The organism is Exiguobacterium sp. Leaf187 (genome assembly GCF_001423925.1).
In the GTDB taxonomy this organism is placed as follows: Bacteria; Bacillota; Bacilli; order Exiguobacteriales; family Exiguobacteriaceae; genus Exiguobacterium_A; species Exiguobacterium_A indicum.
The window spans coordinates 1027454-1052280 of the sequence record NZ_LMPR01000009.1 but is presented as its reverse complement, the minus strand read 5'-3'; the positions used below and the strand labels follow the sequence as shown (position 1 = coordinate 1052280).

Below are 24827 nucleotides of genomic sequence, written 5' to 3'. Positions count from 1 at the left end.
TGAAGAGGAGTGAATGATATGAAGACGATCCTAAAAACCCGGCATTTCGTCAACCTAGAAAGTTTATCCACGACAGAAATCAATTCTTTGATTGAACGCAGTCTCGCTTTTAAACGAGGCGAGCCAGCACCAGATTTTTCCGGTAAGACACTCGTCAATCTGTTCTTTGAAAACTCGACGCGGACACGCTCTTCCTTTGAGATGGCAGAGCATCGTCTGAATATGCATCTACTGCCGTTCGAAACGGCGACTTCCTCCGTGCAAAAAGGAGAAACGTTACGCGATACATGCAAGACACTCGAAGCAATCGGCGCAGATGCTTTGGTCATTCGTCACGGAGCAACCGGATATTACGAAGAACTGATGCAGACGCTCAATATTCCGATCATCAATGCGGGAGATGGGAGCGGTCAACATCCGTCTCAGTCCTTACTCGATTTGATGACGATGGTCGAAACGTATGGAACGGTCGAAGGAAAAGTCGTCGTCATCTGTGGGGACTTACAACATAGTCGCGTCGCCCGATCGAACGCTGACATCTTAAAACGACTCGGTGCCATCGTCTATGGATCAGGACCTATTGAGTGGTACGACCCTGCGATGGGCATACCGTATCTTCCGATGGATGAAGCCGTCGAGCAGTGCGACATCTTGATGTTACTGCGTGTCCAGCACGAACGGCATGACGGGACGACGCGATTTGATCCAGCAGTCTACCACACAACGCACGGATTGACAGATGAGCGGATGAACCGTCTGAAGCATTCCGCGATCGTGCTTCATCCGGCACCGGTCAATCGGGGAGTCGAGATTGCCGACGAACTGGTCGAACATCCGCGATCGCGGATTTTTGAACAGATGAAAAACGGTGTCTTTGCACGGATGGCGATTCTGGAATGGTGCTTTTCAACGAAATCAATCAAAGGAGACGATGCAGATGACAACACGAATTGAGAATGCGAGATGGTACGAGGCGGGACAAGTTCGAACGGGAGATATTCGGATTGAAGCCGGGAAAATCACGGATTTAGCAGCAACACCGCAAGCGAATGAAACGGTCATTGATGCGTCCGGCTTATTCGTCGCACCAGGATTCGTTGACATCCATGTCCACCTGCGGGAACCGGGTGGCGAACATAAGGAGACGATTGCGACCGGCACGGCAGCGGCGGCAGCGGGTGGATTCACGACGATTTGTCCGATGCCGAACACGCGCCCCGTACCAGACGATCGTCAAACACTTGATGCGTTGTTCCAAAAGATTGAAGAGACGGCGTCCGTTCGGGTTTTGCCTTACGCGGCGATTTCAAAAAATCAACTCGGACAAGAACTCGTCGCGTTCGACCAATTAACAGATGCCGTCGCGTTCACGGATGACGGTGTCGGCGTCCAGACGGCAGCAGTCATGCGGACAGCGATGCAACAAGCGGCACGGCTCGGGAAAACGATTGTTGCCCACTGCGAAGATGATTCGTTAAAAGCAGGATGTGTGCATGAGGGAAACTACAGTCGACGGGAAGGACTACAAGGTATTCCGTCGCTTGCTGAGAGCATCCACATCGCACGTGATGTCCTGATTGCAGAAGAAACCGGCTGTCATTATCACGTTTGTCATGTCTCGACGAAGGAATCGGTCCGTGTCATCCGTGACGCGAAACGAGCAGGGATCCGGGTGACGGCAGAAGTCACACCGCACCATCTGGTATTGATCGATGAAGACATACCGAATCAGGACCCGAACTTTAAAATGAATCCTCCCTTGCGGAGTGAAGCAGATCGCCAAGCATTGCTCGAGGGGTTAGCGGACGGAACGATTGATTGCATCGCGACTGATCACGCTCCCCATGCGGCAGAAGAGAAGGCACTCGGTATCGAACGCGCCCCGTTCGGCATCACAGGGTTCGAGACGGCCTTCCCACTCCTCTATACGAAGCTCGTCGCTGAAGGAGAGATGACACTTGAGACACTGATCCGGAATTTGACGGACAAGGCAGCAGCCATCTTTGAACTTCCTTACGGGAGACTCGAAGTGGGGGCGGAAGCAGATTTGGTTTTGCTTGATCTAGAAACGGAGCGTACCGTATCACCGGAACGATTCCGTTCAAAAGGCAAGAACACACCGTTCGCAGGAGAACGGTTAAAAGGATTCCCGGTCATGACGCTCGTCAAGGGAGAAATCGTATTCAAGGAGGACACAGCACATGCGTAAACGGACACTGATACTAGAAGATGGGATGACGTTTGAAGGAACGGCGTTTGGCTCAGATACGACAACAACAGGAGAGGTCGTCTTCCAGACCGGAATGACAGGGTATCAGGAAATGTTATCGGATCCATCTTACTGCGATCAGATGATCGTGTTGACGAACCCGTTGATCGGAAACTACGGGATTAACCGAGAAGATTATGAGACGACGCGTCCGCTCGCTAAAGCACTGATTGTACGTGAACATTGTCAGACGCCGTCGAATTTCCGGAGTGAGATGTCGCTCGATGCAGCACTTCAAGATCTTGATATTCCAGGATTAAGTGGAATCGATACACGTCAATTGACACGGCATATCCGTTCGAAAGGTGTCATGCGTGGACGACTCGTTGATGGTGAGTTCGATTTAGCAGCAGAACTGGCTCATCTTCAAAATGCACCTATCGAGACGGATCAAGTCAAGCGAGCCTCAACGGAACGAGCGTACATCATTCCGGGTGCTGGACCGCGAATCGTTCTCGTCGATTTCGGTGCGAAGCTCGGAATCGTCCGCGAACTCGTCAAACGCGGCTGTGAAGTCGTCGTCGTGCCCTACGACGTCAGTGCAACGGAAGTCTTACGCTATCGTCCGGACGGTGTAATGCTATCGAACGGACCAGGGAATCCAAAGGATGTCCCAACGGCGATTCCGATGATTCAAGAATTGACGGGAAAAGTCGTCATCTTCGGCATCTGTCTCGGTCATCAGCTGATTGCACTAGCGCACGGGGCGGATACGTTCAAGCTCCCATTTGGTCACCGAGGGGCGAATCATCCAGTCCAAGATATCCGGACAGGTCGCGTCGATATCACGTCGCAAAACCACGGGTATGCCGTTGACGAACAGTCCTTACACGATACCGTGCTTGAAGTGACGCATCTTGCGATCAACGACGGAACGGTCGAAGGAATCCGTCATACAACAGCAGCGGTCTTCTCCGTCCAGTACCATCCGGAAGCATCACCTGGTCCAATGGATGCGAACGGTCTATTCCAACAGTTTTTAGAAGAAATCACGAAACAACAGGAGGTCTCTCATGCCTAAACGTCAAGATATCCAGAAAATTCTCGTTATCGGGTCCGGTCCTATCGTGATCGGACAAGCAGCTGAATTCGACTACGCTGGAACACAAGCGTGTCAAGCCTTGAAGGAAGAAGGATATGAAGTCATCCTCGTCAACTCGAACCCAGCAACGATCATGACGGATCCAACGGTCGCTGATCGTGTCTACATCGAGCCCCTCCAAGCAGAGTTCGTCTCACGGATCATCCGCAAGGAACGTCCGGATGCCTTGCTTGCGACACTCGGAGGTCAAACGGGTCTGAACTTGGCTGTCGAACTGGATCGTCTCGGTGTCCTTGCTGAGTATGGTGTCGAGTTACTCGGTACGAAATTGTCAGCAATCGAAGAGGCAGAAGATCGTGATTTGTTCCGTCAACTGATGTTTAAACGCGGGCATGGTGTGCCGGACAGTGAAATCGTGCATACGCTTGAAGAGGCACAACAATTCCGGCAACAGATCGGTTTACCGATCATCATCCGTCCGGCGTATACGCTTGGAGGAACGGGCGGTGGAATCGCCAACACACCAGAAGAGTTCACGCGAATCGTCGAAGGGGGACTCAAGGCAAGTCCGGCAACACAAGTACTTCTAGAAAAATCAATTGCCGGGATGAAGGAAGTTGAGTTCGAAGTCATGCGCGATGCGACGAATCAGGCGATCATCGTCTGTGCGATGGAAAACTTCGATCCCGTCGGTGTTCATACTGGAGACTCGATCGTCTTCGCTCCGACACAAACGCTATCGGATCGCGATTATCAATTGCTACGAAACGTCTCGCTCGATATCATTCGTGCACTCGGGATCGAAGGTGGATGTAACATCCAGTTCGCACTGGATCCGACGAGCTTCGACTACTATGTTATCGAAGTCAATCCACGTGTCTCACGCTCGTCCGCACTCGCGTCAAAAGCGACGGGTTATCCAATCGCAAAACTGGCTGCGAAGATTGCCGTCGGGTATGCCTTGTCCGAATTAAAGAACCCGATCACCGAGACAAGTTTTGCTTCCTTCGAACCGGCACTCGATTATGTCGTCGCCAAGATTCCGCGCTGGCCGTTCGATAAATTCGAAACGGCAGACCGGACACTCGGCACACAGATGAAAGCAACTGGTGAGGTCATGGCAATGGGACGGACGATGGAAGAGGCCTTACTAAAAGCCGTTCGTTCGCTCGAGATCGGTACAGCGGATCTGTATATGCCACGCTTCATCGAAATGGCAGACGATGCCTTACAACAAGCGATTCGCCAAGCGACGGACGATCGACTCTTCGCCTTGTACGCGGGCTTCGTCCGCGGTTACAGCGTCGAACAGATTCATGACTGGACGGCGATTGATCGCCTGTTCCTTGAAAAGTTGCACCATATTTGGCAGCTCGAGCAATCGGTCGCAGCTGGTTTGACACCTGAACTACTCCTGCATGTGAAGCGGTATGGATTCAGTGACCCGATGCTCGCCCGGATCACCGGACAAACGGAAACGGAGATTCGCCGGATGCGTGAAGCCCAAGCGATTCACCCGGTCTATAAGATGGTCGATACGTGTGCGGCAGAGTTCGCATCCGACACGCCGTACTACTACGGGACATACGAACGCGAAAATGAAGCGATCGCGACGAACCGTTCTTCGATTCTCGTCCTAGGATCGGGACCGATCCGGATTGGTCAAGGCGTTGAGTTCGATTATGCGACAGTCCATTCGATTCAAGCGATTCGTCAAGCCGGCTACGAAGCAATCATCGTCAACAACAATCCGGAAACGGTGTCGACCGACTTCTCGATCTCCGATCGGCTTTACTTTGAACCACTGACGACGGAGGACGTCCTGGAAGTCATCCGAAATGAACGTCCGCTCGGTGTCATCGTCCAGTTCGGTGGACAGACAGCGATCAACTTAGCCGAGTCATTAGCAGCAGAAGGTGTAAAAATCCTCGGGACATCGCTTGAGGATCTCGACCGGGCTGAGGACCGGAAACAGTTCGAAGCAGCATTGACGGCGCTCGACATTCCACAGCCACCGGGTAAAACGGCCGTGACAGTCGAAGAAGCGGTCACGGCAGCGGCGTCACTCGGTTACCCGGTTCTCGTTCGTCCATCGTACGTCCTCGGCGGTCGGGCAATGGAAATCGTCTATGCTCAAGAAGAACTGGAACATTATATGAAACACGCGGTCATCGCTTCACCGGAACGACCGGTCCTCGTTGACCGCTATCTGACAGGAATCGAACTCGAGGTCGACGCAATCTGCGACGGAACGGATGTCGTCATTCCAGGCATCATGGAGCACATCGAACGTGCCGGTGTTCACTCGGGTGACTCGATTGGTGTCTATCCGCCACAACGTGTCTCCCAAGACATCAAGGACCGGATCGTCGACTACACGACACGGATTGCGAAAGCATTCGGCATCAAAGGCTTACTCAACATCCAGTTCGTCTACGCGGACGGCGCTCTCTATGTCCTTGAAGTCAATCCGCGTGCTAGCCGGACGGTGCCATTCATCTCGAAAGTGACGGGACTTCCGGTCGCGCGTCTCGCAACGGACATCATTCTCGGTGAGACACTCGCTTCTTATGGATTAACAAGTGGTGTCCTACCGGAAGAACCACTCGTCTCGGTCAAAGTACCGGTCTTCTCATTTGCGAAGCTTAAAGAAGTTGATCCGACACTCGGACCGGAAATGAAATCAACCGGTGAAGTCATCGGAACGGACCGGACGCTCGAAAAAGCGCTCTATAAAGGGTTGCTCGCATCAGGGATGGCGATTCCAGAGCACGGTCGTGTCCTCTTGACAGTCGCAGATCCAGATAAAGCAGAAATGACGGATCTCGCACGACGCTTTGCCTCACTTGGATTCACGTTACTTGCAACGGAAGGAACGGCAGCGTACTTGACGGAGCAAGGATTACCGGTCCAGACGGTCGGCAAAATCGACTCGTCTTCCGAATCGATGCTCGACGTGATTGAAAAAGGGGAAATCGAATACGTCATCAATACGATGAGTCGGGACTCGCAAGTCACGAAAGATGGCTTCATCATTCGCCGGGCAGCAGCCGAGAATCAAGTCGTCTGTCTGACATCACTCGATACGGCGGAAGCAATTCTACGTGTCATCGAAAGTCGCTCATTTGAAGCCAGTGCGATCCAAGCCTTCACACATGAAAAGAAAGTGGTGATCCAATGAAGCAACTCTTGACGGTCGTCTCTCGACGAACGGTAGCTCAAGGTGCGACAGAACTCGTCTGTCGCCTTGAGCAACCTCAGGTCATCGCGCCAGGGCGATTCATGCATCTTCGCGTCGGGCCACTCTTACGCCGACCGATCTCGATTGCCCGGGTCGACCATGATTTGATCACGTTTCTCTTTAAAGAAATCGGACAAGGAACAGCAGAACTGGCTTCTTTGCGTCCGGATGATACGATCGATGCCCTCGGACCGCTTGGAAACGGGTTTCCGATTGCTGCTATCCATCCAACTCAACGCGTCGTCCTCGTTGGTGGGGGGATCGGTGTACCACCGCTGTATGAGACGATGCGCCAACTTGTCGCCCGGGGTGTGACATGTGAAGCGATTCTAGGATTCGATACGGCAACAAGTGTTTTTTACGAAGCGGAATTCCAAGCGCTCGGTAAGACGACGGTCACGACCGTCGATGGGACGCATGGTATAGCAGGATTCGTCACGGCTGCCTTACATCCGGAAAGCTACGATGTCCTACTCGCCTGCGGACCGGAACCGATGCTGAAGTCACTACAGCAACAACCGATTGAACATAAGTATCTGTCGATCGAAAACCGAATGGGGTGCGGGATCGGAGCATGCTTTGCCTGTGTCTGTCAAACACCGACGGGCGGGTACGTCAAGACGTGTTCCGATGGTCCAGTCTTTCGGGCAGAGGAGGTCGTACTATGACGGAACGATTGCGTGTCGAGTTGCCGGGACTCTCTTTAAAAAATCCGATCATGCCGGCATCCGGATGTTTTGGGTTCGGTGAGGAATATGCGAAGTTGTATGATTTATCAGAGCTTGGGGCGATCATGATTAAAGCAGCGACGGGTGAAGAACGCTACGGAAACCCGACGCCGCGTGTCGCAGAGAGTGGGATGGGGATGTTGAATGCAATCGGTCTCCAAAACCCGGGTGTCGATGGCATCCTAACGAATAAGATGCCTTTCCTCGAGACGTTCGATACGGCGATCATCGCCAATGTCGCGGGTTCGACACCGGAAGAATATGAGCTCGTCGCAGAGAAAATGAGTCAGCATCCTGGCATTCATGCACTGGAATTAAATATTTCTTGTCCGAACGTCAAATCGGGTGGAATTCAATTCGGAACGGATCCGTCGCTTGCTGCTGAATTGACACGACGTGTCAAACGGGTCTCGACTAAACCAGTCTACGTCAAATTATCACCGAATGTCACCTCGATCGTTGAGATGGCACGTGCCGTCGAAGCAGCTGGTGCAGATGGTCTGACGATGATCAATACACTCGTTGGGATGCGAATCGATGTCCGGACGGGGCAGCCGATCCTTGCCAATCGGATTGGTGGATTATCCGGTCCATCGATCAAACCGGTTGCGATTCGGATGATTCATGATGTCGCGCAAGCCGTTTCGATCCCGATCATTGGCATGGGTGGCGTGATGGAGGTCGATGATGTCCTCGAAATGATTTACGCTGGAGCTTCGGCTGTTGCCGTCGGTACCGCAAACTTCGTCAATCCATACATCTGTCAAGAATTGATTCAGCAGTTACCGGAACGCATGGACGAACTTGGTATTGATCATATTTTAGACATCAGGGGGAAAGCATATGAATCAACTTTACATCGCGCTTGATTTTCCGACCGAAGCAGAAGTCTTTTCGTTTCTCGAACGGTTCGAAGCGACAAGACCAGCTGTGAAAGTCGGGATGGAATTGTTTTATGCAGCAGGCGGAACCTTCGTCCGAAAACTCGTCGAGCGCGGACATGCGGTGTTCCTCGATGTCAAAGTCCACGACATTCCAGAAACGGCACGTCGGACGATGCGTATCATCGGACAATTAGACGTCGAACTGACGAACGTCCATGTTGCTGGTGGGAAAGAGATGATGATCGCAGCCCGAGAAGGACTGCGTGAGACGAACGCTGAGACACAACTGATTGGCGTGACTCAGTTGACATCGACGGATGAAGCGATGTTACGCGATTTAAAGATTGAAGGAGTGATGCCGGCAGTCGTTCGTGAATATGCGCAACTCGCAGAAGCAGCAGGACTAGATGGTATCGTCTGTTCAGCACTCGATCTTCCGGAACTAGTTTCAGCTTGTCGGACAGATTTTCGATTCGTCACACCCGGCATTCGTCCGACGAACAGTCAAGCGGATGATCAAAAGCGGGTCGCGACCGTTCTTGACGCTCGTCAAAATGGAGCGACGGATTTAGTGATCGGTCGTCCGATTACGCGTGCAGAACATCCAGAACAGGTCTATCTGATGTTACTTGAACAATGGAAGGGGCAATTCTCATGGTAAATCCAATCGCTAGTGCGTTACTCCGTATTGAAGCCGTCACCTTATCGCCAAACGATCCATACACATGGGCAAGTGGACTTCGTTCACCGATTTATTGTGATAATCGTTTGACGCTCTCGTACCCAGAAGTTCGTTCCTTGATTGCAGATGCACTCGCTGAGAAAGTGAAGGGACTTGCAGTCGATGTGATTGCTGGAACTGCGACGGCAGGTATTCCACACGCAGCATTCGTCGCGGAACGACTAGGATTACCGATGGTCTACGTACGTAGTGGCAACAAGAAACACGGTAAAGGGAATCAAATCGAAGGTGTCATTCAACCTGGACAACGTGTCGTCGTCATCGAAGACTTATTATCGACGGGGATGTCTGCAATCGAAGCGGCGCAAGCTCTGCAAGCGAAGGGAGCAAATGTCATTCGCATTCAAGCGATCTTCTCGTACGGGATGGAGCGCTTGTCAAACAATCTCCGCGACGCAAAGATCGAAGCGGATGCATTACTGACGTTCGAAGCGTTACTCGAAACCGCACAACAACAAGGTGATATTACTATAGAAGAGCAAAAACAGTTGGCGGATTGGTCGAAAGATCCAGTCGCTTGGAGCGAACGTTTTACAGCGAATGTCTAAAATCGATAGATTCCGTCGGACGACCTACGATTTCTAGTGAATGTTTTGGTACACTAGAAAAATAAAGGAGGTCGTCGACTATGGTGACGCATTATCGTGATTATGAACAGTTCAAAAAGGTCGTCCTCCCGTTTTTGCTTGAACGTCCGGATACCCATCAGTTGATTCTTGGCATATTAGAACGTGGGGATGAACCGCTCTTGATGGCAACGGCACAAGAAGACGATCATCGTCTCGTCATATTGCAAACGATACCGGAGCAAGCCATCGTCGCAGGTGATGTGTTCTCGCAAGAAGGAATCCGAAAGCTCGCGCGAATTCTTGATAGTCCAGGATTCGTCGGAGAACAGGCCATCTTAGCGCCGCTTTTACTCCCACATTCCATGTATGAGGTACATATGGAACAAGGGATGTATGCACTGACAGAGGTCGAGATGCCGCTTGTTCCGGAAAACGTCGTCTTCCGACCGATTTCGGACGATGAAAGACAACAAGCCTTAGCATTTGCGTCCGGATTTTTACATGAAGTTGAAACGCGACCTTCTGAGCGACAGCTTACGCAACTCCATCAGTCGATGACGCGCCACATCCAGCAAGGAAGCTTGTTCGGACTGTTTCGTGGAGATATGCTTGTCGCGATGGCGGCAGCAACGCGTCCGACGCAAACTGGGATTACGATTTCTTACGTCTATACGCCGAAAGAACTGCGTGGAAATGGGTATGCCTCTTATCTCGTCGCCAAACTATCTGAACATCTACTAAAGTCTTATCCGGTCGTGACGCTCTACACCGATTGGTCGAACCAGACAGCGAATAAGATCTATCAGCATGTCGGTTTCGAGTTAGTCGGGCGATCCTTACATATCAAGAAACAAGAGCGCTATCGATGAATATCGAGCCACTTGTTTCTTGGACATGTCTAGACATTGATATGTACAACAACAGCCGATCATCCTGTTATCTAAGGACGATCGGCTGTTTCATGTCAAACTGAGAAATCAATTGAATGTAGCGATGATTTTACCACGGACATGGCGTTCAGATAGACGTTGCAATCCTTTGACGATGTCCGCTGCTGGAATCTCTTCTGTGACGAGTGGATCTAGTTCTTTTGCTGCGACGAGTTTTAATAACTCGCTTGCCATATGACCGAGGTTTCGGATGGCACGGTCATCTTCGCTTGCATAAGCAGCCGCGAGTGCTACTTCATGGATCGAAGGGGAGAGCGTGAACGGCTTGACGACCGACTGATCGGGACCACCGGCGATGAAGGCAAGTTGCCCCGAGAAGGCAAGACGTCCGAGATCCGCTGTTGCTTCATCTCGACCGACCGTATTAAAAATCAAGTCAGCGCCGCGACCATTCGTCCAATCGCGGATGACATCCGTGACATTTTCTTTTTTGTAGTCGATTGCAAGATCGGCACCGAGTCGCTTGACCCACTCGTGGTTTTCCGTCGAAGCAGTCGTTGCGACTGAAAGACCCAGGCGTTTTGCGAGTTGAATGCCGATGCCACCAACACCACCTGCACCAGCATGAATGAGGATCGTCTCTTTTCCTGTCGTGTTCATCTTCTGAATGATGGCTTCATAGGCCGTCATGCCTGCGCAAAGAATCGCAGCGGCTTCAGCGAATGAGATGTCTTCCGGAATCAGGGCGAGGGCACGTGTATCGACGAGTGCATATTCAGCAAAAGCACCATCGCGTTGCAGGTTCGTATGAATTGCTACGCGATCGCCGATTTTCACTTCTGCGCCGGGTCCGATTTGTTCGACGACACCAGCTAGATCGACGCCTGGAATATGCGGGAACGTCCAAGCTGGATTGTTAGTCGCCTTATAGTCGACGGGATTCAGTGCGACGGTCTTGACGCGAATCAAAGCTTGACCTTCTCCTGGCGTCGGCGTCTCGACCTCTTCAAATGTCCATTGACCAATGGCTGTACCTGAGTGATTTAACCATGCTTTCATGTTTAATACGCTCCTTCCGAATACGTGAGTTCATACGAGTGAGAGTAGATTTCGACGAGGTTACCGAATGGATCCTCACAGTAGACCATTCGATACGGCTTGTCTCCCGGATAGTATTCGCGGATTGGCATCCGTTGTTTGCCACCATGGGCAACGATTTTTTCGACGAGTCCTTCGACGTCTGGATCTTGAATCGCATAATGGAAGATGCCTGTTTTCCAGAATTCGAAGTTATTTTCGGGTTGTTCATTGTTCGGGAACTCGAACAACTCGATGCCGATGCGGTCACCCGTCGCCATGTGAGCAATCCGGAACTTGTTCCATCCTGCACCAAAAACATCCGTACACATGACACCGATGGCAGAGTCATCTTCGAGGACATCAGACGGTTCCATGATGATATACCACCCCATCACCTCTTGATAAAAACGGACGGCTTCGTCGAGATTCGGTACAGAAAGACCGATGTGCGAAAAATTACGTGGATACGTCATGCTTAACACTCCTTTTGCAAAATGATTTACGCATACTCTAACTTACGCTACACTCGATTGCATAGTACGCACTTTGAAGTAACTACTGTGGAGGAGAGAACAACATGTCGACAGAACAATTTCCGGTCAATCGGGCGCTCGCCATCATCGGCGGAAAATGGCGTCCACAATTATATTGCACGTTAGAGAACGGTCCGAAACGTTTTTTAGAGTTACAACGTGCCATTCCCGGGATTTCTCGGAAAGTCTTGACGGATCAATTAAAAGAACTCGAACGTCTCGGAATGATCGAGCGGATTGAGTATGATGAAGCCGTCTTACATGTCGAATACAAATTGACAGAAGCGGCATTTACACTGCAACCAGCCATGAAAGGTTTATGTGCATGGGGGGAAGGGAATCAATTATCCGAATCCTAATCGAGAGGCAGTGAATTAGATGAAGCTAACTTATCATGGACAGTCAACAGTAACGATTGAAACGAATGGTCACCATCTCGTCATCGATCCATTCTTTAGTGGTAATGAAAAAGCGACGACGAATCCAGATGACGTCAAGGCAGATTTTATTTTGTTAACCCATGCCCATGCCGATCATATGCTGGATGCAGAGCGAATCGCGAAAGCCACGGGAGCAACAATCATTGCTACGCATGAACTGGCGACGTATCTGAGTTTCAAAGGACTCAACGTTCATCCGATGAATCTCGGCGGACAGTTTGAATTCCCGTTCGGTAAAGTGAAGATGACACAGGCGTTCCATTCATCAAGTATCATCGATGAGGAAAAACAGACGATTACGTATATGGGGATGCCAGCTGGATTCTTGCTGACAATCGAAGGCAAAGAAATCTATCATGCAGGCGATACGGCACTGTTCGGGGATTTAGCCCTTTATGGCGCTCATCACGAAATCGATTTAGCCTTCTTACCAATCGGTGATAACTTCACGATGGGTCCGGATGATGCGTTGATCGCTGCAGATATGTTGCAAGCGAAAGCCGTCGTACCAATCCACTACGATACATTTGATTTAATCAAACAAGATGCGAACGCCTTCTGTGAAAAGATTGAAGCGCAAGGTCAAACGGGCCATCCACTCGCGATTGGCGAGTCACTCGAATTATAATCCGTTCTTAAGCAAAGGAGAGGAACCGTCATGGTTCCTCTCCTTTTTGTCGCCGTTTTTCTGACTTCCTTCCTTCTTCCGCCCGATGGCGAAACGGTGAACTTCTTCTATGATAAGAAAGGGGCTGTTGACAGCCGATTCGGATATTCGGAATAATGGAAGACATGAGATGGAGGGGCTGACATGGAAGAACATAATAGTAGGAGTGTGCGAAAACGAAAACAATCGTCGTTCACACGCTTAAAAAATAAACAAAAACAAAAGATGGATGCACGATTGAACCGGATTGGAGAAAAAGGACCAGTGAAACGGCCAATCTACTTATACGGTGGTGTCATTCTCGGACTTGTCGTCATCTATTCGATCACATTGCTCGTCTCAACGGAATTGTTATCGCGCGGCGAGTCATTTAAGACGACGAATCGCTATAAATCTCTCGCCATCGAGGCGCCGCACGCAACGGTACAATTCGTTCGAAGCACAGACGGAAACGTCCAAATCAAACTCGTCGATAGTGCGTCGAGTGGGAAGCGACTGAAAATCAGTACATCGACGAATACGGTGACGGTGACAGGACGAGATGGTTGGCTGTCTCGACTTGGCAATCGTCCGAGCGAGAAAACAGCAGACTATACGATTCAAGTAGGATTACCAAGTTATATGAACCGTGTTGATGTCGATGCCGGTACACTGAAAGGGATGGGCATCTACGCAAAAACGATCGAGATGGATGGAGAAGCGATGAGTCTCGATAAAGTAAAAGGTGATGAGATTACACTGAATGCAACACGTGCGATTTCCGTCAAGGAAATGGACGCCGTACATGCGCAGGTGACAGGCGAGAGTGTCTCGCTGGCAGACTATATGGCGAAGTTGAGTCTTGACGTCACGACGATTGACGGCGCGACGAAATTGAAGCCAGATAAATCAGCCGGTACGATTACGATCGACACGGGAGGCGATATTAAAGCCTCTGATCGATATACGAAACAAAAGAATAAGGATGAGACGATTTATGAACTGTCGAAACAAGAAAAACCGGAAGTGACAGTCAATAGTGAAGTCGGGCAGGTGACGCTCGAGTGAAATTAAAGTTTCGGATTGGACTTCGAACGATTAAGACTGGCATCGCGGTAGCTCTTGCACTCAGCATCTCTTGGTATGTATTTGATATTTATTCAGGAATGGGGGCTGTCGCAGCCATCGTTGCGATGCAACCGACAATCCATCGTTCATTTAAAATCGTCTTTAATCGAATTTTCGGAACGGTACTCGGACTAATGTGTGGACTCGCCATCGTTGCGACACTTGGTGCCAATCCGCTGACGATCGGACTCGCCGTCGTCGTCTCACTCGTCCTCAATTCGATGATTGGACGAACGGATATGTCGACGTTCGCTGCCTTTGCGATCGTCTTGATGTTCGAGAGCCCGACCGCCGACTATGTCCACTATGCCTTATCACGATCGTTGCTGACTGTCGTCGGTGTGTTATCTGCCGTTCTCGTCAACTACATCGTCTTCCCACCACATTATGAAGACCGCTTGCTATTACTCGTCAAAAAAACGACGCAACAGTTGATGGAAGATTGGCGAACCCTTGTGCAAGATGATGGACGCTTGCTTGCCGTCCGTAAACAAATCCTCAAACATGAGGAAATGATGCTGATGCTTCAAGAGGATCAAAAATATCCATTGGTGGCAAGCGGTCAAAGTGAAGCGTTCATTCGACTGAAGGAGCTTGTCGATCTTGAAGACAAGTTGCTCGTCTTGCTTGAAAGCATTGCTAGTCACCGGGATATCCCGATGACAGAAGAACAGGAAAAGACGCTCGGTCAGGAAATTGATTTCTTACTCAGCCATCATTACGATGTCATCTTCTCCCACGAACGAAAACAGGCGATGTTCTCATTCGATCAAGAATTAAGCGAAGCGAAGGATATCATCCATGGGCATTTGCTTGATTACCGGGAACAGTTAGAAAAAATGAAGTGAAGATGAAAAAGCGCTGTTTCTCCTAAGTAACATTTAGGAAAAACAGCGCTTTTTTGTGTAGCGTCATTGACGTAAGGATTGGACGACATCTGGATCAGGTGTGACGTAAAGAGTTGTTTGATCCGTGTAGATGACGAATCCGGGCTTTGCACCACTCGGTTTTTTGACATAACGTAGTTCCGTGAAGTCGACCGGGACTTGGCTCGACTCACGTGCTTTCGAGAAATAAGCCGCGACGATCGCTGCTTCCTTCAACGTCGTCTCGTCCGGTGCATCACTTTGAATGATGACGTGCGATCCCGGGATATCCTTCGTGTGTAACCACGTATCGGACCTGCGTCCGAACTTGAACGTCGCGTAATCATTTTGTTTATTGTTCTTTCCTACGAAGAATGGAAGACCAGTCGAAGAACGGTATGCTTCGAGTTGTGGGAGCTGCGGTTTCTTTTTCTTCTTTTGTCGTTCGCGCAGATAACCTTCTTCGACGAGTTCCTCGCGCATTTCCCGGATGTCTTCTGGGGATGCGACATCGAGTTGCGCAAGTAAGCCTTCGAAGTACGCAATCTCAGCTTGGTTCTTCTCGAGCTGACGCGCGACTTCGACTTTGGCGGTTTTTAATTTGTTGTACCGTTTGTAGTAGCGCTGCGCGTTCTCATTCGGTGAAAAGCGAGGATCGAGCGAAATCGTTATCTCAGCGCCGTCTGGGTCATAGTAATCGACGACTGTCGCTTCCTTCATCCCGCGTTCGAGCTGATACAGATAGGTCGTCAGTAATTCCCCTTTATGTTTCCACTCATCCATCCGTAACGTCGCTTCTAAATCTTTTTCGAGTTTCGAGCGTTTTAGAATATTTTTATCATATTCACTTTTGATGAACCGTTCGAGATCGGCTGCTTGTTGTTTGACGCGATCGCGGTTCGCCTTTTGATGGAAGAAGGCGTCGAGGACTTGACCACTCGTCTCGAACGTCTTCTCATCGATGATGGATCCTTCCGTCAAGCGGATAGGGGCGAAACGTTCCTTCCCGCCATCCATCCGTTGCAACACATAAGGACCATCGAGTTCCTTCAGGACTTCTTGAAAGGCAGACGCGAGAGTCGTCCGGTTGGCTAGACCTGCTCGCGAGACGATCTCTTTTGCGATTTGCGGGGACAGACCACTGAAGAGACCAAGTAACTGACGATCGAGCTTCCCAGCGTTCCAGTCAATCCGGTGAAGCGCCTTTTCGATATCTCCTGTGAGCGGATCAACTTTATCCTGTGCCGGCGGAAGCTGGTATGTCATCCCTGGCATGATCGTCCGGAAGGTATTTTGACTGAGTGGTAAGTGTTTGATCGCATCGAGGATCTTATCTTGTCCATCGGTCAAAATGATGTTCGAGTGACGTCCCATCAATTCGATATAGATTTTTTTCGCTTCCTCATCGCCAAGTTCGTTCCGGGAGCGGACGCGCAAGACGATGATCCGGTCGCGTTCGAGTTGTTCGATTGACTCGATGAACCCGCCTTCGACATGTTTACGGAGCATCATACAGAAGAGTGGGGGTTCACTCGGGTTGCTGACCGCTTCCGACGTAATGTGCATTCGTGCATACATGGCATTCGCAGAGGCGAGCAATAATACGTTTTTTCGCTCGGCCCGGACCTGGAATACTAAATCCAATGTATACGGTTGGTATACCTTATTGATCCGTCCTCCGACGAGCGGTTGGAGTTCTTCGACGACGCGTGTCGTCATCAATCCGTCAAAAGCCATACGATTACCTTCTTTCTTGATTTCGTTCTCACTTTCTAAAGGTAACAGAAATGGCATCGTTATGGTATGATAAAGCAGTCGAGCTAAAAAAGATGACTTGCGAACTTCCCGTCTCTACTGCTAATATGAAACAATGTGAAGTTTGTGAGATGGAGGGGTTTTGAAGTGATTTTCAAAGAGCGTGGCTTATTACTCGTATTATCAGGTCCAAGTGGTGTCGGAAAGGGAACGGTCTGTCGTGCCTTGCGCGAAGATCAGGATAACGATCTGCATTACTCGGTATCCTGTACGACGCGCCAACCGCGTGAAGGAGAAGTAGATGGTGTCCACTATTTCTTTAAATCGCGTGAAGAATTCGAAGAGATGATTGCGAACAATCAACTCTTGGAATATGCTGAATTCGTAGGGAATTATTATGGAACGCCTGTCGAATGGGTAAACCAGATCCTAGATGAAGGAAAAGACGTCATTCTCGAAATCGAAGTTCAAGGGGCCATGCAGGTCAAAGAACATTTTCCGGAAGCTGTCTTCTTATTCCTTGCACCTCCAAGCCTCCAAGAATTGCGGAACCGCCTCGTAGGGCGTGGAACGGAATCGGAGGAAGTCATCAAGCAACGTCTTCTCGTCGCTAAGGAAGAGATCGAGATGATGGATGCGTATGACTATGTCGTGACGAACGACGAAATTCATAAAGCCTGTGATCGAATTCAAGCGATCGTCACAGCGGAACATTGCAGTCGGGAACGTGTCGCGTCCCTATATAAAAAAGCCATGGAGGTTAAGTGATATGTTATATCCATCAGTTGATAAGCTTCAAAAGAAAGTGCCATCGAAATATACGATCGTTACAGTTGCCGCTAAGCGTGCGCGTCAAATCCAAGACGGGAAACGCGTGAGAGTCACGAACCCAAAATCGCATAAACCGGTCGGGAAAGCTTTAGAAGAGCTTTATTTCGAAGAAGTATCCGTCACGAACCAACCGCAAGACTAATTTTGAAGCAGCCACTTGTCATCGTGGCTGTTTTTTTCAATAAGGAGGACACCTACATGTTAACCAACCGAAACATTCTACTGTGTGTCGGCGGTGGAATCGCTTCCTATAAATCAGCAGCACTCGCTTCAAAACTCGTCCAAGCAGGCGCACACGTTCAAGTCGCGATGACGCGTAATGCGCAACAATTCGTCGGTAAGACGACGTTTGAAGCACTGACGCGAAAAGCGGTCTATGATGACGTCTTCATCGAGCATGATCCGTCAAAAATCGCCCATATCGATTTAGCGGACGAAGCGGACTTGATCGTCGTCGCACCAGCGACCGCGAACTTGATTGCAAAACTCGCGCACGGGATCGCAGATGACTTCATTACGACGACGATCCTTGCAGCAACGTGTCCCGTCATCGTCGCACCGGCGATGAATGTCAACATGCTCGAACATCCGGCGACTGTCCGCAATATCGAACAACTCAAGCAGGATGGTGTCCAGGTGATTGCACCGGGAGTCGGAAATCTCGCATGTGGTTGGGTCGGAAAAGGTCGTTTACCGGAACCAGAAGATTTGGTCGCAACACTCTCAACGTTCTTTGAAGAAAAATATCTAGCTGGGCGAAAAGTTTTGATCAGTGCAGGTCCGACCGTTGAACGGATTGACCCGGTTCGTTATTTGACGAATGATTCTTCAGGGAAAACTGGAATTGCGCTAGCAGAGGCGGCACGAGACGCAGGAGCAGATGTCACGCTCGTCCATGGTCCCCTTCGGATCGGATTACCGACCGGGATGGCGACGATTGCTGTTGAATCAGGGGAAGAGATGCTTGAAGCCATGTTACGTGACTATGAGACGCAAGACATCGTCATCATGTCCGCTGCCGTAGCTGACTATCGACCGTCTGTCCAGTACGATCAGAAGCAGAAGAAAATTCACGGACCATTGCGGATTGAACTCGAGGAGACGACGGATATTCTGAAGACGCTCGGTGAGCAGAAACAACATCAGGTATTAGTTGGATTTGCAGCGGAGACGACGGACGTCGAGACGTTCGCGAAACAGAAACTCGTCCGAAAGAAGGCGGATTTCATTGTCGCGAATGATGTCTCTCGTTCTGACATCGGATTTGTCAGCGACGAAAATGAGGTCGTCGTCTTCGGGAAGAATGATTCCGTCACGCGATACGATCAACAATTGAAATCGACGCTCGCTAAAGCGCTCATGCGCCAATTTGCGGAGGCATTGGCATGATAGCTGAAGTCATCGTCGATGTCGCAGCGGCCACTGTCGATCGTCCATTTGATTATGCCGTGCCGGAACTTTGGCAGGAGCTGATCGTTCCCGGGATGCGCGTCGAGGTTCCGTTCGGTCCACGTGCGTTGCTTGGGATCGTCGTCGGGACGAAAGCCACATCTGATCTGACGAACGTCAAATCGATCGTTCGTGTCTTAGATGAGACGCCGACCTATACGCAGGAATTACTCGAGCTGTCGGCTTATCTATCAGAAACGACATTGTGTTTTCAGGCGACGGCACTGCTTGCGATGCTGCCGGCTGCCTTGAAGGTGAGTTATGATAAACTGGTCATAGTCGAGTCGGGCCCACTTCGGGCATATCATGGTAAGAAAATGAGTCAATTACCAACGGAAGTCCAACAAATCATCTTAACAGCGGCGAAACAAGCTGACGTGACGCTTCAACCGGTCATTCGTGAGAAAAAGACGTCTAAGACGGATAAACGGATTCGTCTCCTCGAGGAACAGGCAACTTTTACGAAACAAGCGAGCCAACAAGTGGCACTTTACTCGTATATCCAAGAATTTCCGAATGCGCTTTGGAGTGAAATCAAGCAGGCGACAGGCGCAACGAGCGCAACATTGAACGCCCTCGAGAAAAAGGGCATCATTGAAGTCGAGACGATTGATGTACGGCGAAATCCTTACGAGCATCTCGTCCAAGACATCTTTGTGCCGTCTTCTTTGACGGAAAAGCAACAGGAAGCCGTCTCGGCGATAACAGCTGAAGCGGAGACCGGAACGTTTTTGTTACATGGCGTAACAGGAAGCGGTAAGACAGAAGTCTATCTTGAATCGATTCATGCACAACTCGAACGCGGTAGACAAGCGATCTTGCTCGTCCCTGAAATCAGTCTGACACCGATGATGGTCAAACGGTTCAAACGTCGTTTCGGAGAACGGGTCGCTGTCTTGCATAGCGGTCTATCGCTCGGAGAAAAGTATGATGAGTGGCGCAAAATCGCACAAGGTGAGGTTGATGTCGTCGTCGGTGCACGATCCGCCGTGTTCGCACCGCTGACGAATATCGGAATCATCATTCTCGATGAAGAACATGAAACAACCTATAAACAAGAAGAGAATCCGCGCTATCATACGCGTGATGTCGCAAAATGGCGTGCGGCCTATCATCGATGTCCTGTCGTGCTCGGAAGCGCGACGCCGTTACTCGAGACATATGCGCGGGCACAAAAAGGGGTCTATCGTTACTTACCGCTTCGTGAACGATTCGGTGGAGAACTGCCTCCGGTCGACATCGTTGATATGCGTAAGGAACTTGAACGGGGCAATCGGACTCCGTTCAGCCTCGCGCTCATCGAAGGCATCAAAGAACGAATCGAGCGTGGGGAACAGACGGTATTACTTTTGAACCGTCGTGGATACACGACCTTCGTCTTATGTCGGGATTGCGGGGAGACGCTTCAATGTCCGCATTGTGCCGTCAATTTAACGTATCATCAACATGAAAATCGCTTAAAGTGCCACTATTGTGGATTTGAGGCAGCGATGCCGAAAACTTGTCCGTCCTGTGAATCGACGAAGATTCGTCAGTTCGGAACGGGGACACAAAAGATCGAGGAAGAGTTGGCGCATTTGATTCCGGAAGCGCGCATTATCCGGATGGATCAAGATACGACGTCTCGTAAAGGCGCACACGAGAAGTTACTCGATGCCTTCGAGCGTAAGGAAGGAAACATTCTTCTCGGGACACAGATGATCGCAAAAGGTCTCGACTTTCCAAATGTCACGCTCGTTGGGGTGCTCGCTGCCGATGCGACGCTCGGTATTCCGGATTTTCGGGCAAGTGAGCGAACATTTCAGTTGATCACGCAAGTGTCGGGTCGTGCCGGGCGGGGGCAACTCGCCGGACAGTCGATCATCCAGACCTATAATCCGGAACACTACGTCATTCAGACGGCAAAACAGCATGATTTCGAAACGTTCTATAAGCGGGAGATGCAGTTGCGCAAACTCGGGGGACACCCTCCATTCTGGTTCCTTGGTCTGATCACGGTCTCGGCGGCACATCCACTTGAAGCACAAGCAGAAGCGCAACAAATCGCTTCCGAGCTGCGGGCTTTCGAATCGGAGGATTTAGTCGTCAATGGACCGTTCGATGCGCCACTTGCTCGACTGAAGAATATGTACCGACAACAGGTCTTAATTAAACATAAAGGGCAGGAAGATGTCCGGACACATCTTCGTGATATCTTAGCCCGTCGTCAAAAGTCAAAAACACAAGTCGCGATCGACTTGAATCCATTTGTATTCATGTGAGGTGTCTGTATGTATAAAGTAGTAGAAGTACCCAACGATGTATTACGACAGGTGTGTGAACCTGTCACGAAGTTCGATAAAAAACTTGGTAAGATGATCGACCGGATGTTCGATACGATGTATGAATATGATGGTGTCGGCTTAGCGGCACCGCAAATCAATCAACCGATCCGTGTTGCGGTCGTCCATACGGATGATGAGACCGGACCGATCGAGCTGATCAATCCGGAAATCATCGAAGCCGACGGTTCACAAATCGATGACGAAGGATGCCTCAGCATGCCCGGCATCTTTGGTCCTGTCGAACGGTTCGACCGCATCGTCGTCAAGTCGCAGGATCGACTCGGACGAACGGTCAAAATCAAAGCAAACGGCTTTTTTGCACGTGCCATCCAGCATGAGATGGATCATTTAGACGGTGTCCTGTTCACGGATAAACTCGTCGAGCAAGAAAAACCGCGCGTCGTCTTCATGGGGACGCCTGAGTTTGCGGCAGGAACACTGCGTGAAGTGATCGATGCCGGATATGACGTCGTCGGTGTCGTCTCACAACCCGATAAGCCGGTCGGACGAAAACGGGAAGTCAAACCGACACCAGTGAAACTCGTCGCGATGGAGCACGATATTCCTGTGTTGCAACCGAAACGGATTCGCGAGGATTATCAAGATGTTCTCGATTTAAAACCAGATCTCATCATCACGGCAGCTTACGGTCAGATCGTACCGACGGTGATTTTGGAAGCACCACGTTTTGGGGCGATCAATGTCCATGCGTCACTCTTACCGAAATATCGTGGCGGTGCACCGATTCATCAAGCAATCATCGATGGTGAAAAAGAGACAGGCGTGACGATCATGTACATGGTCGATCGATTGGATGCCGGTGATATGTTGTCAAAAATCATCGTTCCGATTGAAGAGAACGATACAGTTGGAACGATGTTTGAAAAATTAGCGGACGCAGGAGCGCGTCTGTTGCTTGAGACGTTACCGCGTTTGTTCGCAGGTGAATTGACACCGGAAGCACAAGTCGAGGCAGAAGCGACGTTTGCACCGAATATCTCACGTGAACGGGAACGGCTTGATTTTACGTTACCGGGTGAGACACTCTATGATCAAATCCGAGGAATGAATCCTTTCCCAAGTACGTACACGATGCTTGGTGATGATCGATTGAAAGTCTTTTTCGCGACGAAAGTCAAAGGAACGGGACGACCAGGTGAAATCATTGCTTTAGAGGCGGATGGTCCCGTCATCGCGACAGGTTCGGAAACAGCGTTGAAGCTGATCGACTTACAGCCGTCCGGAAAAAAACGGATGGATGGTGCCACGTTCATGCGCGGGATCGGTCAATCGCTTGAACTCGGACAACAAGTAGGTGAGAACGCATGAACGTACGTGACGCAGCAGTAGCGACACTAATGAAAATTGGTCAAGGTGGTGCCTTCTCGACAATCACAGTTCACCAGATGCTTGAAAAGCGTGCTATCTCAGCAACGGATGTCGGCTTGTTCACAGAACTCGTCTACGGGACGCTCAGTCGTGAATTGACACTGGATTATATTTTGGAGCCGTATCTAGCGAAACAGAAAAAACTTGATCCGTTCATGCGTCCATTATTACGGATGAGTGTGTATCAATTGTTTTATCTTGATCGTGTACCGGATCATGCCGTCATCCATGAAGCTGTCGAGATTGCTAAAAAACGTGGGAAAGTCCACGTCTCGAAAGTCGTCAACGGAGTGCTCCGGAATGTATTACGGGCGGGAATGCCCCATTTCTCTGAGATTGAGCCTGTTGCAAAACGAATCAGCATCGAAACGAGTCATCCGCAGTGGCTCGTCGAACGCTGGATTGAACTGTTTGGTCCGGAAGAAACGCTTCAAATCTGTCAATTGAATAACACACCTGCACCGGTCACGGTTCGCATCAATCGGACGAAGACGACGCGAGAGGAAGCGATCGAGCTTCTACTCGACCAAGGTGTGACGGCAAAACCATCTACGGTCGCGCCAGATGGTCTCGAAATCGAACGAGGAAGCGTTCAAAAAACGGATCTGATTGACCGTGGGTATCTTTCTCTGCAGGATGAGAGCTCAATGCTCGTCGCCCGTGCACTCGGTGCAGAAACATCTGATCATGTACTTGACAGCTGTGCCGCACCTGGTGGGAAAGCGATGCATATTGCTGAAGGTTTGACGACGGGAACACTACAGGCACTTGATCTTCATCCACATAAGATTAAATTGATTGAACAGCAAGCGACACGATTAGGTCTTACGACTGTTCAAGCAGAAGCGTTAGATGCTCGTAAAGCAGGAGACCGCTTTGAAGTAGAATCGTTTGATCGGATTCTTGTCGACGCACCTTGTTCAGGACTCGGTGTCATTCGAAGAAAACCAGATATCAAATGGACGAAACGCCCGGAACAACTCGAGCAACTCCCGAAAATTCAACGAGATATTCTGACATCTGTCTTACCACTCGTTAAAAAGGGTGGAACCTTTGTCTATTCGACTTGTACGATTGATCCGACCGAGAACGAGGATCAGACAGCGTTCATTCTCGATCAAGGATTTGAATTTGATACATCCTTTGCGGCACGGATGCCGGAATCCGTGCGACATCTGATTGGGGATCGAGCAGAACTCAAGTTGTTACCGACGACAGTCGGAACGGACGGCTTCTATATTGCCGCGTTTAAAAAACGAGAAGATTGACACGAACGGAGGACTGTCATGGAGTTAGCTCACCTTTCGACTACTGGGAAAGTCAGGACTAAAAATGAGGATACGGTATTACTCGTCGGGAACGCTGAACGTGGTCTTGCCGTCGTTGCGGACGGTATGGGAGGTCATGCTGCTGGCGATATCGCAAGTGCAATTGTTCGCGAGGTATTTGAAGCATCCTTTTCACTCATGCCAAATCGTCCGATGGAATTGTCTGAATGGATAGAACAACGTGTAGCCGAGGCAAATGCCCGGATTCTTCAGTTTTCAAAAGAAGAGCAACTTGCCATCGTCGGAACGACCATTGCCTGCGTATGCTGGGTCGAGGAGTTGCTCGTCATCGGTCATGTTGGGGATAGCAGAGTCTATGCCCTTGAAGGTACGGCGTTAAAACAATTGACGGATGATCATTCTTACGTCAACATGTTACGACAAATGGGGGAACTTTCGGATGAGGAAGTCGAAAATCATCCACGTAAGAATGTCATCACACGGTCGGTCGGCTCGAACGAAACAGTCGAAGTCGACATTCAAGTCAGAGATGCTCCAGACTATGACCTCGTCCTCGTCTGTAGTGACGGGTTGACCGATGAAGTGCCAGATGATGTCATCGAACAGATCATCTTACAGGATGAGCCGCTTGATGAGATCGTTGGACGATTGGTGAAAGAAGCGAATGCTCGAGGAGGCGCGGATAACATTACGATTGCCGCCATCCGGTTCAAAGAAAGAAAGAGGGTCTGA

General features: G+C 50.1%; 23 protein-coding genes and 1 pseudogene. 21 read left to right on the top strand and 3 right to left on the bottom strand.

Annotation, left to right across the window (positions count from 1 at the left end):
* The first annotated feature begins 18 nt into the window (after positions 1-18).
* The 9 genes from ASF99_RS09795 to ASF99_RS09755 all read left to right on the top strand — a co-directional run bounded on the left by ASF99_RS09795 (position 19) and on the right by ASF99_RS09755 (position 10344).
* Complete coding sequence (locus ASF99_RS09795; protein WP_023468788.1) at positions 19-954, top strand: aspartate carbamoyltransferase catalytic subunit; 936 nt, start codon at positions 19-21, stop codon at positions 952-954.
* Entirely contained in the window at positions 938-2209 is a 1272-nt protein-coding gene (locus ASF99_RS09790) for a dihydroorotase (RefSeq protein ID WP_055968657.1), read from the top strand. The genes ASF99_RS09795 and ASF99_RS09790 overlap by 17 nt, the downstream gene beginning before the upstream one ends.
* Positions 2202-3290 (top strand): carbamoyl phosphate synthase small subunit, encoded by a 1089-nt coding sequence (locus tag ASF99_RS09785; RefSeq protein ID WP_055968655.1) that lies wholly within the window; start codon positions 2202-2204, stop codon positions 3288-3290. The genes ASF99_RS09790 and ASF99_RS09785 overlap by 8 nt, the downstream gene beginning before the upstream one ends.
* The gene (gene carB, locus ASF99_RS09780) at positions 3283-6492 is read left to right on the top strand and encodes a carbamoyl-phosphate synthase large subunit (RefSeq protein WP_055968653.1); all 3210 of its coding nucleotides are present in this window, start codon (positions 3283-3285) and stop codon (positions 6490-6492) included. Before ASF99_RS09785 ends, carB begins: the two co-directional genes overlap by 8 nt.
* On the top strand, positions 6489-7220 hold the full coding sequence (locus ASF99_RS09775) for an iron-sulfur cluster-binding protein (protein WP_023468784.1): 732 nt from the start codon (positions 6489-6491) through the stop codon (positions 7218-7220). The genes carB and ASF99_RS09775 overlap by 4 nt, the downstream gene beginning before the upstream one ends.
* The gene (locus ASF99_RS09770; RefSeq protein WP_023468783.1) at positions 7217-8149 is read left to right on the top strand and encodes a dihydroorotate dehydrogenase; all 933 of its coding nucleotides are present in this window, start codon (positions 7217-7219) and stop codon (positions 8147-8149) included. The genes ASF99_RS09775 and ASF99_RS09770 overlap by 4 nt, the downstream gene beginning before the upstream one ends.
* A complete protein-coding gene (gene pyrF, locus ASF99_RS09765; protein ID WP_035396734.1) occupies positions 8124-8825 on the top strand; it encodes an orotidine-5'-phosphate decarboxylase in 702 nt (233 codons plus the stop codon). The genes ASF99_RS09770 and pyrF overlap by 26 nt, the downstream gene beginning before the upstream one ends.
* Complete coding sequence (gene pyrE, locus ASF99_RS09760; RefSeq protein WP_074668419.1) at positions 8819-9454, top strand: orotate phosphoribosyltransferase; 636 nt, start codon at positions 8819-8821, stop codon at positions 9452-9454. Before pyrF ends, pyrE begins: the two co-directional genes overlap by 7 nt.
* A gap of 80 nt (positions 9455-9534) precedes the next feature.
* Positions 9535-10344 (top strand): GNAT family N-acetyltransferase, encoded by an 810-nt coding sequence (locus tag ASF99_RS09755; RefSeq protein WP_023468780.1) that lies wholly within the window; start codon positions 9535-9537, stop codon positions 10342-10344.
* Positions 10345-10452: 108 nt separating this feature from the next.
* Here the strand turns inward: ASF99_RS09755 and ASF99_RS09750 are convergent, their stop codons facing one another.
* Positions 10453-11424 (bottom strand): zinc-binding dehydrogenase, encoded by a 972-nt coding sequence (locus ASF99_RS09750; RefSeq protein WP_055968652.1) that lies wholly within the window; start codon positions 11422-11424, stop codon positions 10453-10455.
* Positions 11425-11426: 2 nt separating this feature from the next.
* Positions 11427-11918 (bottom strand): lactoylglutathione lyase family protein, encoded by a 492-nt coding sequence (locus ASF99_RS09745; protein WP_023468778.1) that lies wholly within the window; start codon positions 11916-11918, stop codon positions 11427-11429.
* A gap of 104 nt (positions 11919-12022) precedes the next feature.
* Between ASF99_RS09745 and ASF99_RS09740 the strand changes: the two genes are divergently transcribed.
* The 4 genes from ASF99_RS09740 to ASF99_RS09725 all read left to right on the top strand — a co-directional run bounded on the left by ASF99_RS09740 (position 12023) and on the right by ASF99_RS09725 (position 15040).
* Positions 12023-12337 carry a winged helix-turn-helix transcriptional regulator gene (locus ASF99_RS09740; RefSeq protein WP_023468777.1) on the top strand — a complete coding sequence of 105 codons (315 nt, stop codon included), beginning with the start codon at positions 12023-12025 and terminating at the stop codon, positions 12335-12337.
* 19 nt (positions 12338-12356) lie between these two features.
* Positions 12357-13046, top strand: coding sequence for a metal-dependent hydrolase (locus ASF99_RS09735; RefSeq protein ID WP_023468776.1), 690 nt, complete (start codon positions 12357-12359; stop codon positions 13044-13046).
* Between the two features lie 183 nt (positions 13047-13229).
* Positions 13230-14132 (top strand): DUF4097 family beta strand repeat-containing protein, encoded by a 903-nt coding sequence (locus ASF99_RS09730; RefSeq protein ID WP_023468774.1) that lies wholly within the window; start codon positions 13230-13232, stop codon positions 14130-14132.
* Positions 14129-15040, top strand: coding sequence for an FUSC family protein (locus ASF99_RS09725; RefSeq protein WP_023468773.1), 912 nt, complete (start codon positions 14129-14131; stop codon positions 15038-15040). The genes ASF99_RS09730 and ASF99_RS09725 overlap by 4 nt, the downstream gene beginning before the upstream one ends.
* Before the next feature lie 63 nt (positions 15041-15103).
* On the opposite strand, the gene ASF99_RS09720 is transcribed toward ASF99_RS09725, so the two are convergent.
* The gene (locus tag ASF99_RS09720) at positions 15104-16795 is read right to left on the bottom strand and encodes an Rqc2 family fibronectin-binding protein (RefSeq protein WP_035396742.1); all 1692 of its coding nucleotides are present in this window, start codon (positions 16793-16795) and stop codon (positions 15104-15106) included.
* Positions 16796-16963: 168 nt separating this feature from the next.
* On the opposite strand from ASF99_RS09720, the gene gmk reads away from it, so the two are divergent.
* The 8 genes and pseudogenes from gmk to ASF99_RS09685 all read left to right on the top strand — a co-directional run bounded on the left by gmk (position 16964) and on the right by ASF99_RS09685 (position 24827).
* Positions 16964-17581, top strand: a complete 618-nt coding sequence (gene gmk, locus ASF99_RS09715) for a guanylate kinase (protein WP_174316772.1) — start codon at positions 16964-16966, stop codon at positions 17579-17581.
* A gap of 1 nt (position 17582) precedes the next feature.
* Positions 17583-17786, top strand: a complete 204-nt coding sequence (gene rpoZ, locus ASF99_RS09710; protein ID WP_023468770.1) for a DNA-directed RNA polymerase subunit omega — start codon at positions 17583-17585, stop codon at positions 17784-17786.
* A gap of 56 nt (positions 17787-17842) precedes the next feature.
* On the top strand, positions 17843-19033 hold the full coding sequence (coaBC, locus tag ASF99_RS09705) for a bifunctional phosphopantothenoylcysteine decarboxylase/phosphopantothenate--cysteine ligase CoaBC (RefSeq protein ID WP_023468769.1): 1191 nt from the start codon (positions 17843-17845) through the stop codon (positions 19031-19033).
* On the top strand, positions 19030-21354 hold the full coding sequence (gene priA, locus ASF99_RS09700) for a primosomal protein N' (RefSeq protein WP_055968650.1): 2325 nt from the start codon (positions 19030-19032) through the stop codon (positions 21352-21354). Before coaBC ends, priA begins: the two co-directional genes overlap by 4 nt.
* 9 nt (positions 21355-21363) lie before the next feature.
* Positions 21364-21753 (top strand): annotated as a pseudogene (gene def, locus ASF99_RS17610) (peptide deformylase); the annotation flags it as partial.
* 72 nt (positions 21754-21825) lie between these two features.
* On the top strand, positions 21826-22746 hold the full coding sequence (gene fmt / locus ASF99_RS09695) for a methionyl-tRNA formyltransferase (protein WP_035396898.1): 921 nt from the start codon (positions 21826-21828) through the stop codon (positions 22744-22746).
* Positions 22743-24074: a 16S rRNA (cytosine(967)-C(5))-methyltransferase RsmB gene (rsmB, locus tag ASF99_RS09690; RefSeq protein ID WP_055968648.1), complete on the top strand. Its 1332-nt coding sequence runs from the start codon at positions 22743-22745 to the stop codon at positions 24072-24074. The genes fmt and rsmB overlap by 4 nt, the downstream gene beginning before the upstream one ends.
* Positions 24075-24092: 18 nt before the next feature.
* On the top strand, positions 24093-24827 hold the full coding sequence (locus ASF99_RS09685; RefSeq protein ID WP_035396748.1) for a Stp1/IreP family PP2C-type Ser/Thr phosphatase: 735 nt from the start codon (positions 24093-24095) through the stop codon (positions 24825-24827).

Bases quoted from the DNA above. Each gene is read 5' to 3' on its own strand.
- ASF99_RS09795 (WP_023468788.1), top strand. From the start codon at position 19: ATGAAGACGATCCTAAAAACCCGGCATTTCGTCAACCTAGAAAGTTTA.
- ASF99_RS09790 (WP_055968657.1), top strand. From the start codon at position 938: ATGACAACACGAATTGAGAATGCGAGATGGTACGAGGCGGGACAAGTT.
- ASF99_RS09785 (WP_055968655.1), top strand. From the start codon at position 2,202: ATGCGTAAACGGACACTGATACTAGAAGATGGGATGACGTTTGAAGGA.
- carB (WP_055968653.1), top strand. From the start codon at position 3,283: ATGCCTAAACGTCAAGATATCCAGAAAATTCTCGTTATCGGGTCCGGT.
- ASF99_RS09775 (WP_023468784.1), top strand. From the start codon at position 6,489: ATGAAGCAACTCTTGACGGTCGTCTCTCGACGAACGGTAGCTCAAGGT.
- ASF99_RS09770 (WP_023468783.1), top strand. From the start codon at position 7,217: ATGACGGAACGATTGCGTGTCGAGTTGCCGGGACTCTCTTTAAAAAAT.
- pyrF (WP_035396734.1), top strand. From the start codon at position 8,124: ATGAATCAACTTTACATCGCGCTTGATTTTCCGACCGAAGCAGAAGTC.
- pyrE (WP_074668419.1), top strand. From the start codon at position 8,819: ATGGTAAATCCAATCGCTAGTGCGTTACTCCGTATTGAAGCCGTCACC.
- ASF99_RS09755 (WP_023468780.1), top strand. From the start codon at position 9,535: ATGGTGACGCATTATCGTGATTATGAACAGTTCAAAAAGGTCGTCCTC.
- ASF99_RS09750 (WP_055968652.1), bottom strand. From the start codon at position 11,424: ATGAAAGCATGGTTAAATCACTCAGGTACAGCCATTGGTCAATGGACA.
- ASF99_RS09745 (WP_023468778.1), bottom strand. From the start codon at position 11,918: ATGACGTATCCACGTAATTTTTCGCACATCGGTCTTTCTGTACCGAAT.
- ASF99_RS09740 (WP_023468777.1), top strand. From the start codon at position 12,023: ATGTCGACAGAACAATTTCCGGTCAATCGGGCGCTCGCCATCATCGGC.
- ASF99_RS09735 (WP_023468776.1), top strand. From the start codon at position 12,357: ATGAAGCTAACTTATCATGGACAGTCAACAGTAACGATTGAAACGAAT.
- ASF99_RS09730 (WP_023468774.1), top strand. From the start codon at position 13,230: ATGGAAGAACATAATAGTAGGAGTGTGCGAAAACGAAAACAATCGTCG.
- ASF99_RS09720 (WP_035396742.1), bottom strand. From the start codon at position 16,795: ATGGCTTTTGACGGATTGATGACGACACGCGTCGTCGAAGAACTCCAA.
- rpoZ (WP_023468770.1), top strand. From the start codon at position 17,583: ATGTTATATCCATCAGTTGATAAGCTTCAAAAGAAAGTGCCATCGAAA.
- coaBC (WP_023468769.1), top strand. From the start codon at position 17,843: ATGTTAACCAACCGAAACATTCTACTGTGTGTCGGCGGTGGAATCGCT.
- priA (WP_055968650.1), top strand. From the start codon at position 19,030: ATGATAGCTGAAGTCATCGTCGATGTCGCAGCGGCCACTGTCGATCGT.
- fmt (WP_035396898.1), top strand. From the start codon at position 21,826: ATGGGGACGCCTGAGTTTGCGGCAGGAACACTGCGTGAAGTGATCGAT.
- rsmB (WP_055968648.1), top strand. From the start codon at position 22,743: ATGAACGTACGTGACGCAGCAGTAGCGACACTAATGAAAATTGGTCAA.
- ASF99_RS09685 (WP_035396748.1), top strand. From the start codon at position 24,093: ATGGAGTTAGCTCACCTTTCGACTACTGGGAAAGTCAGGACTAAAAAT.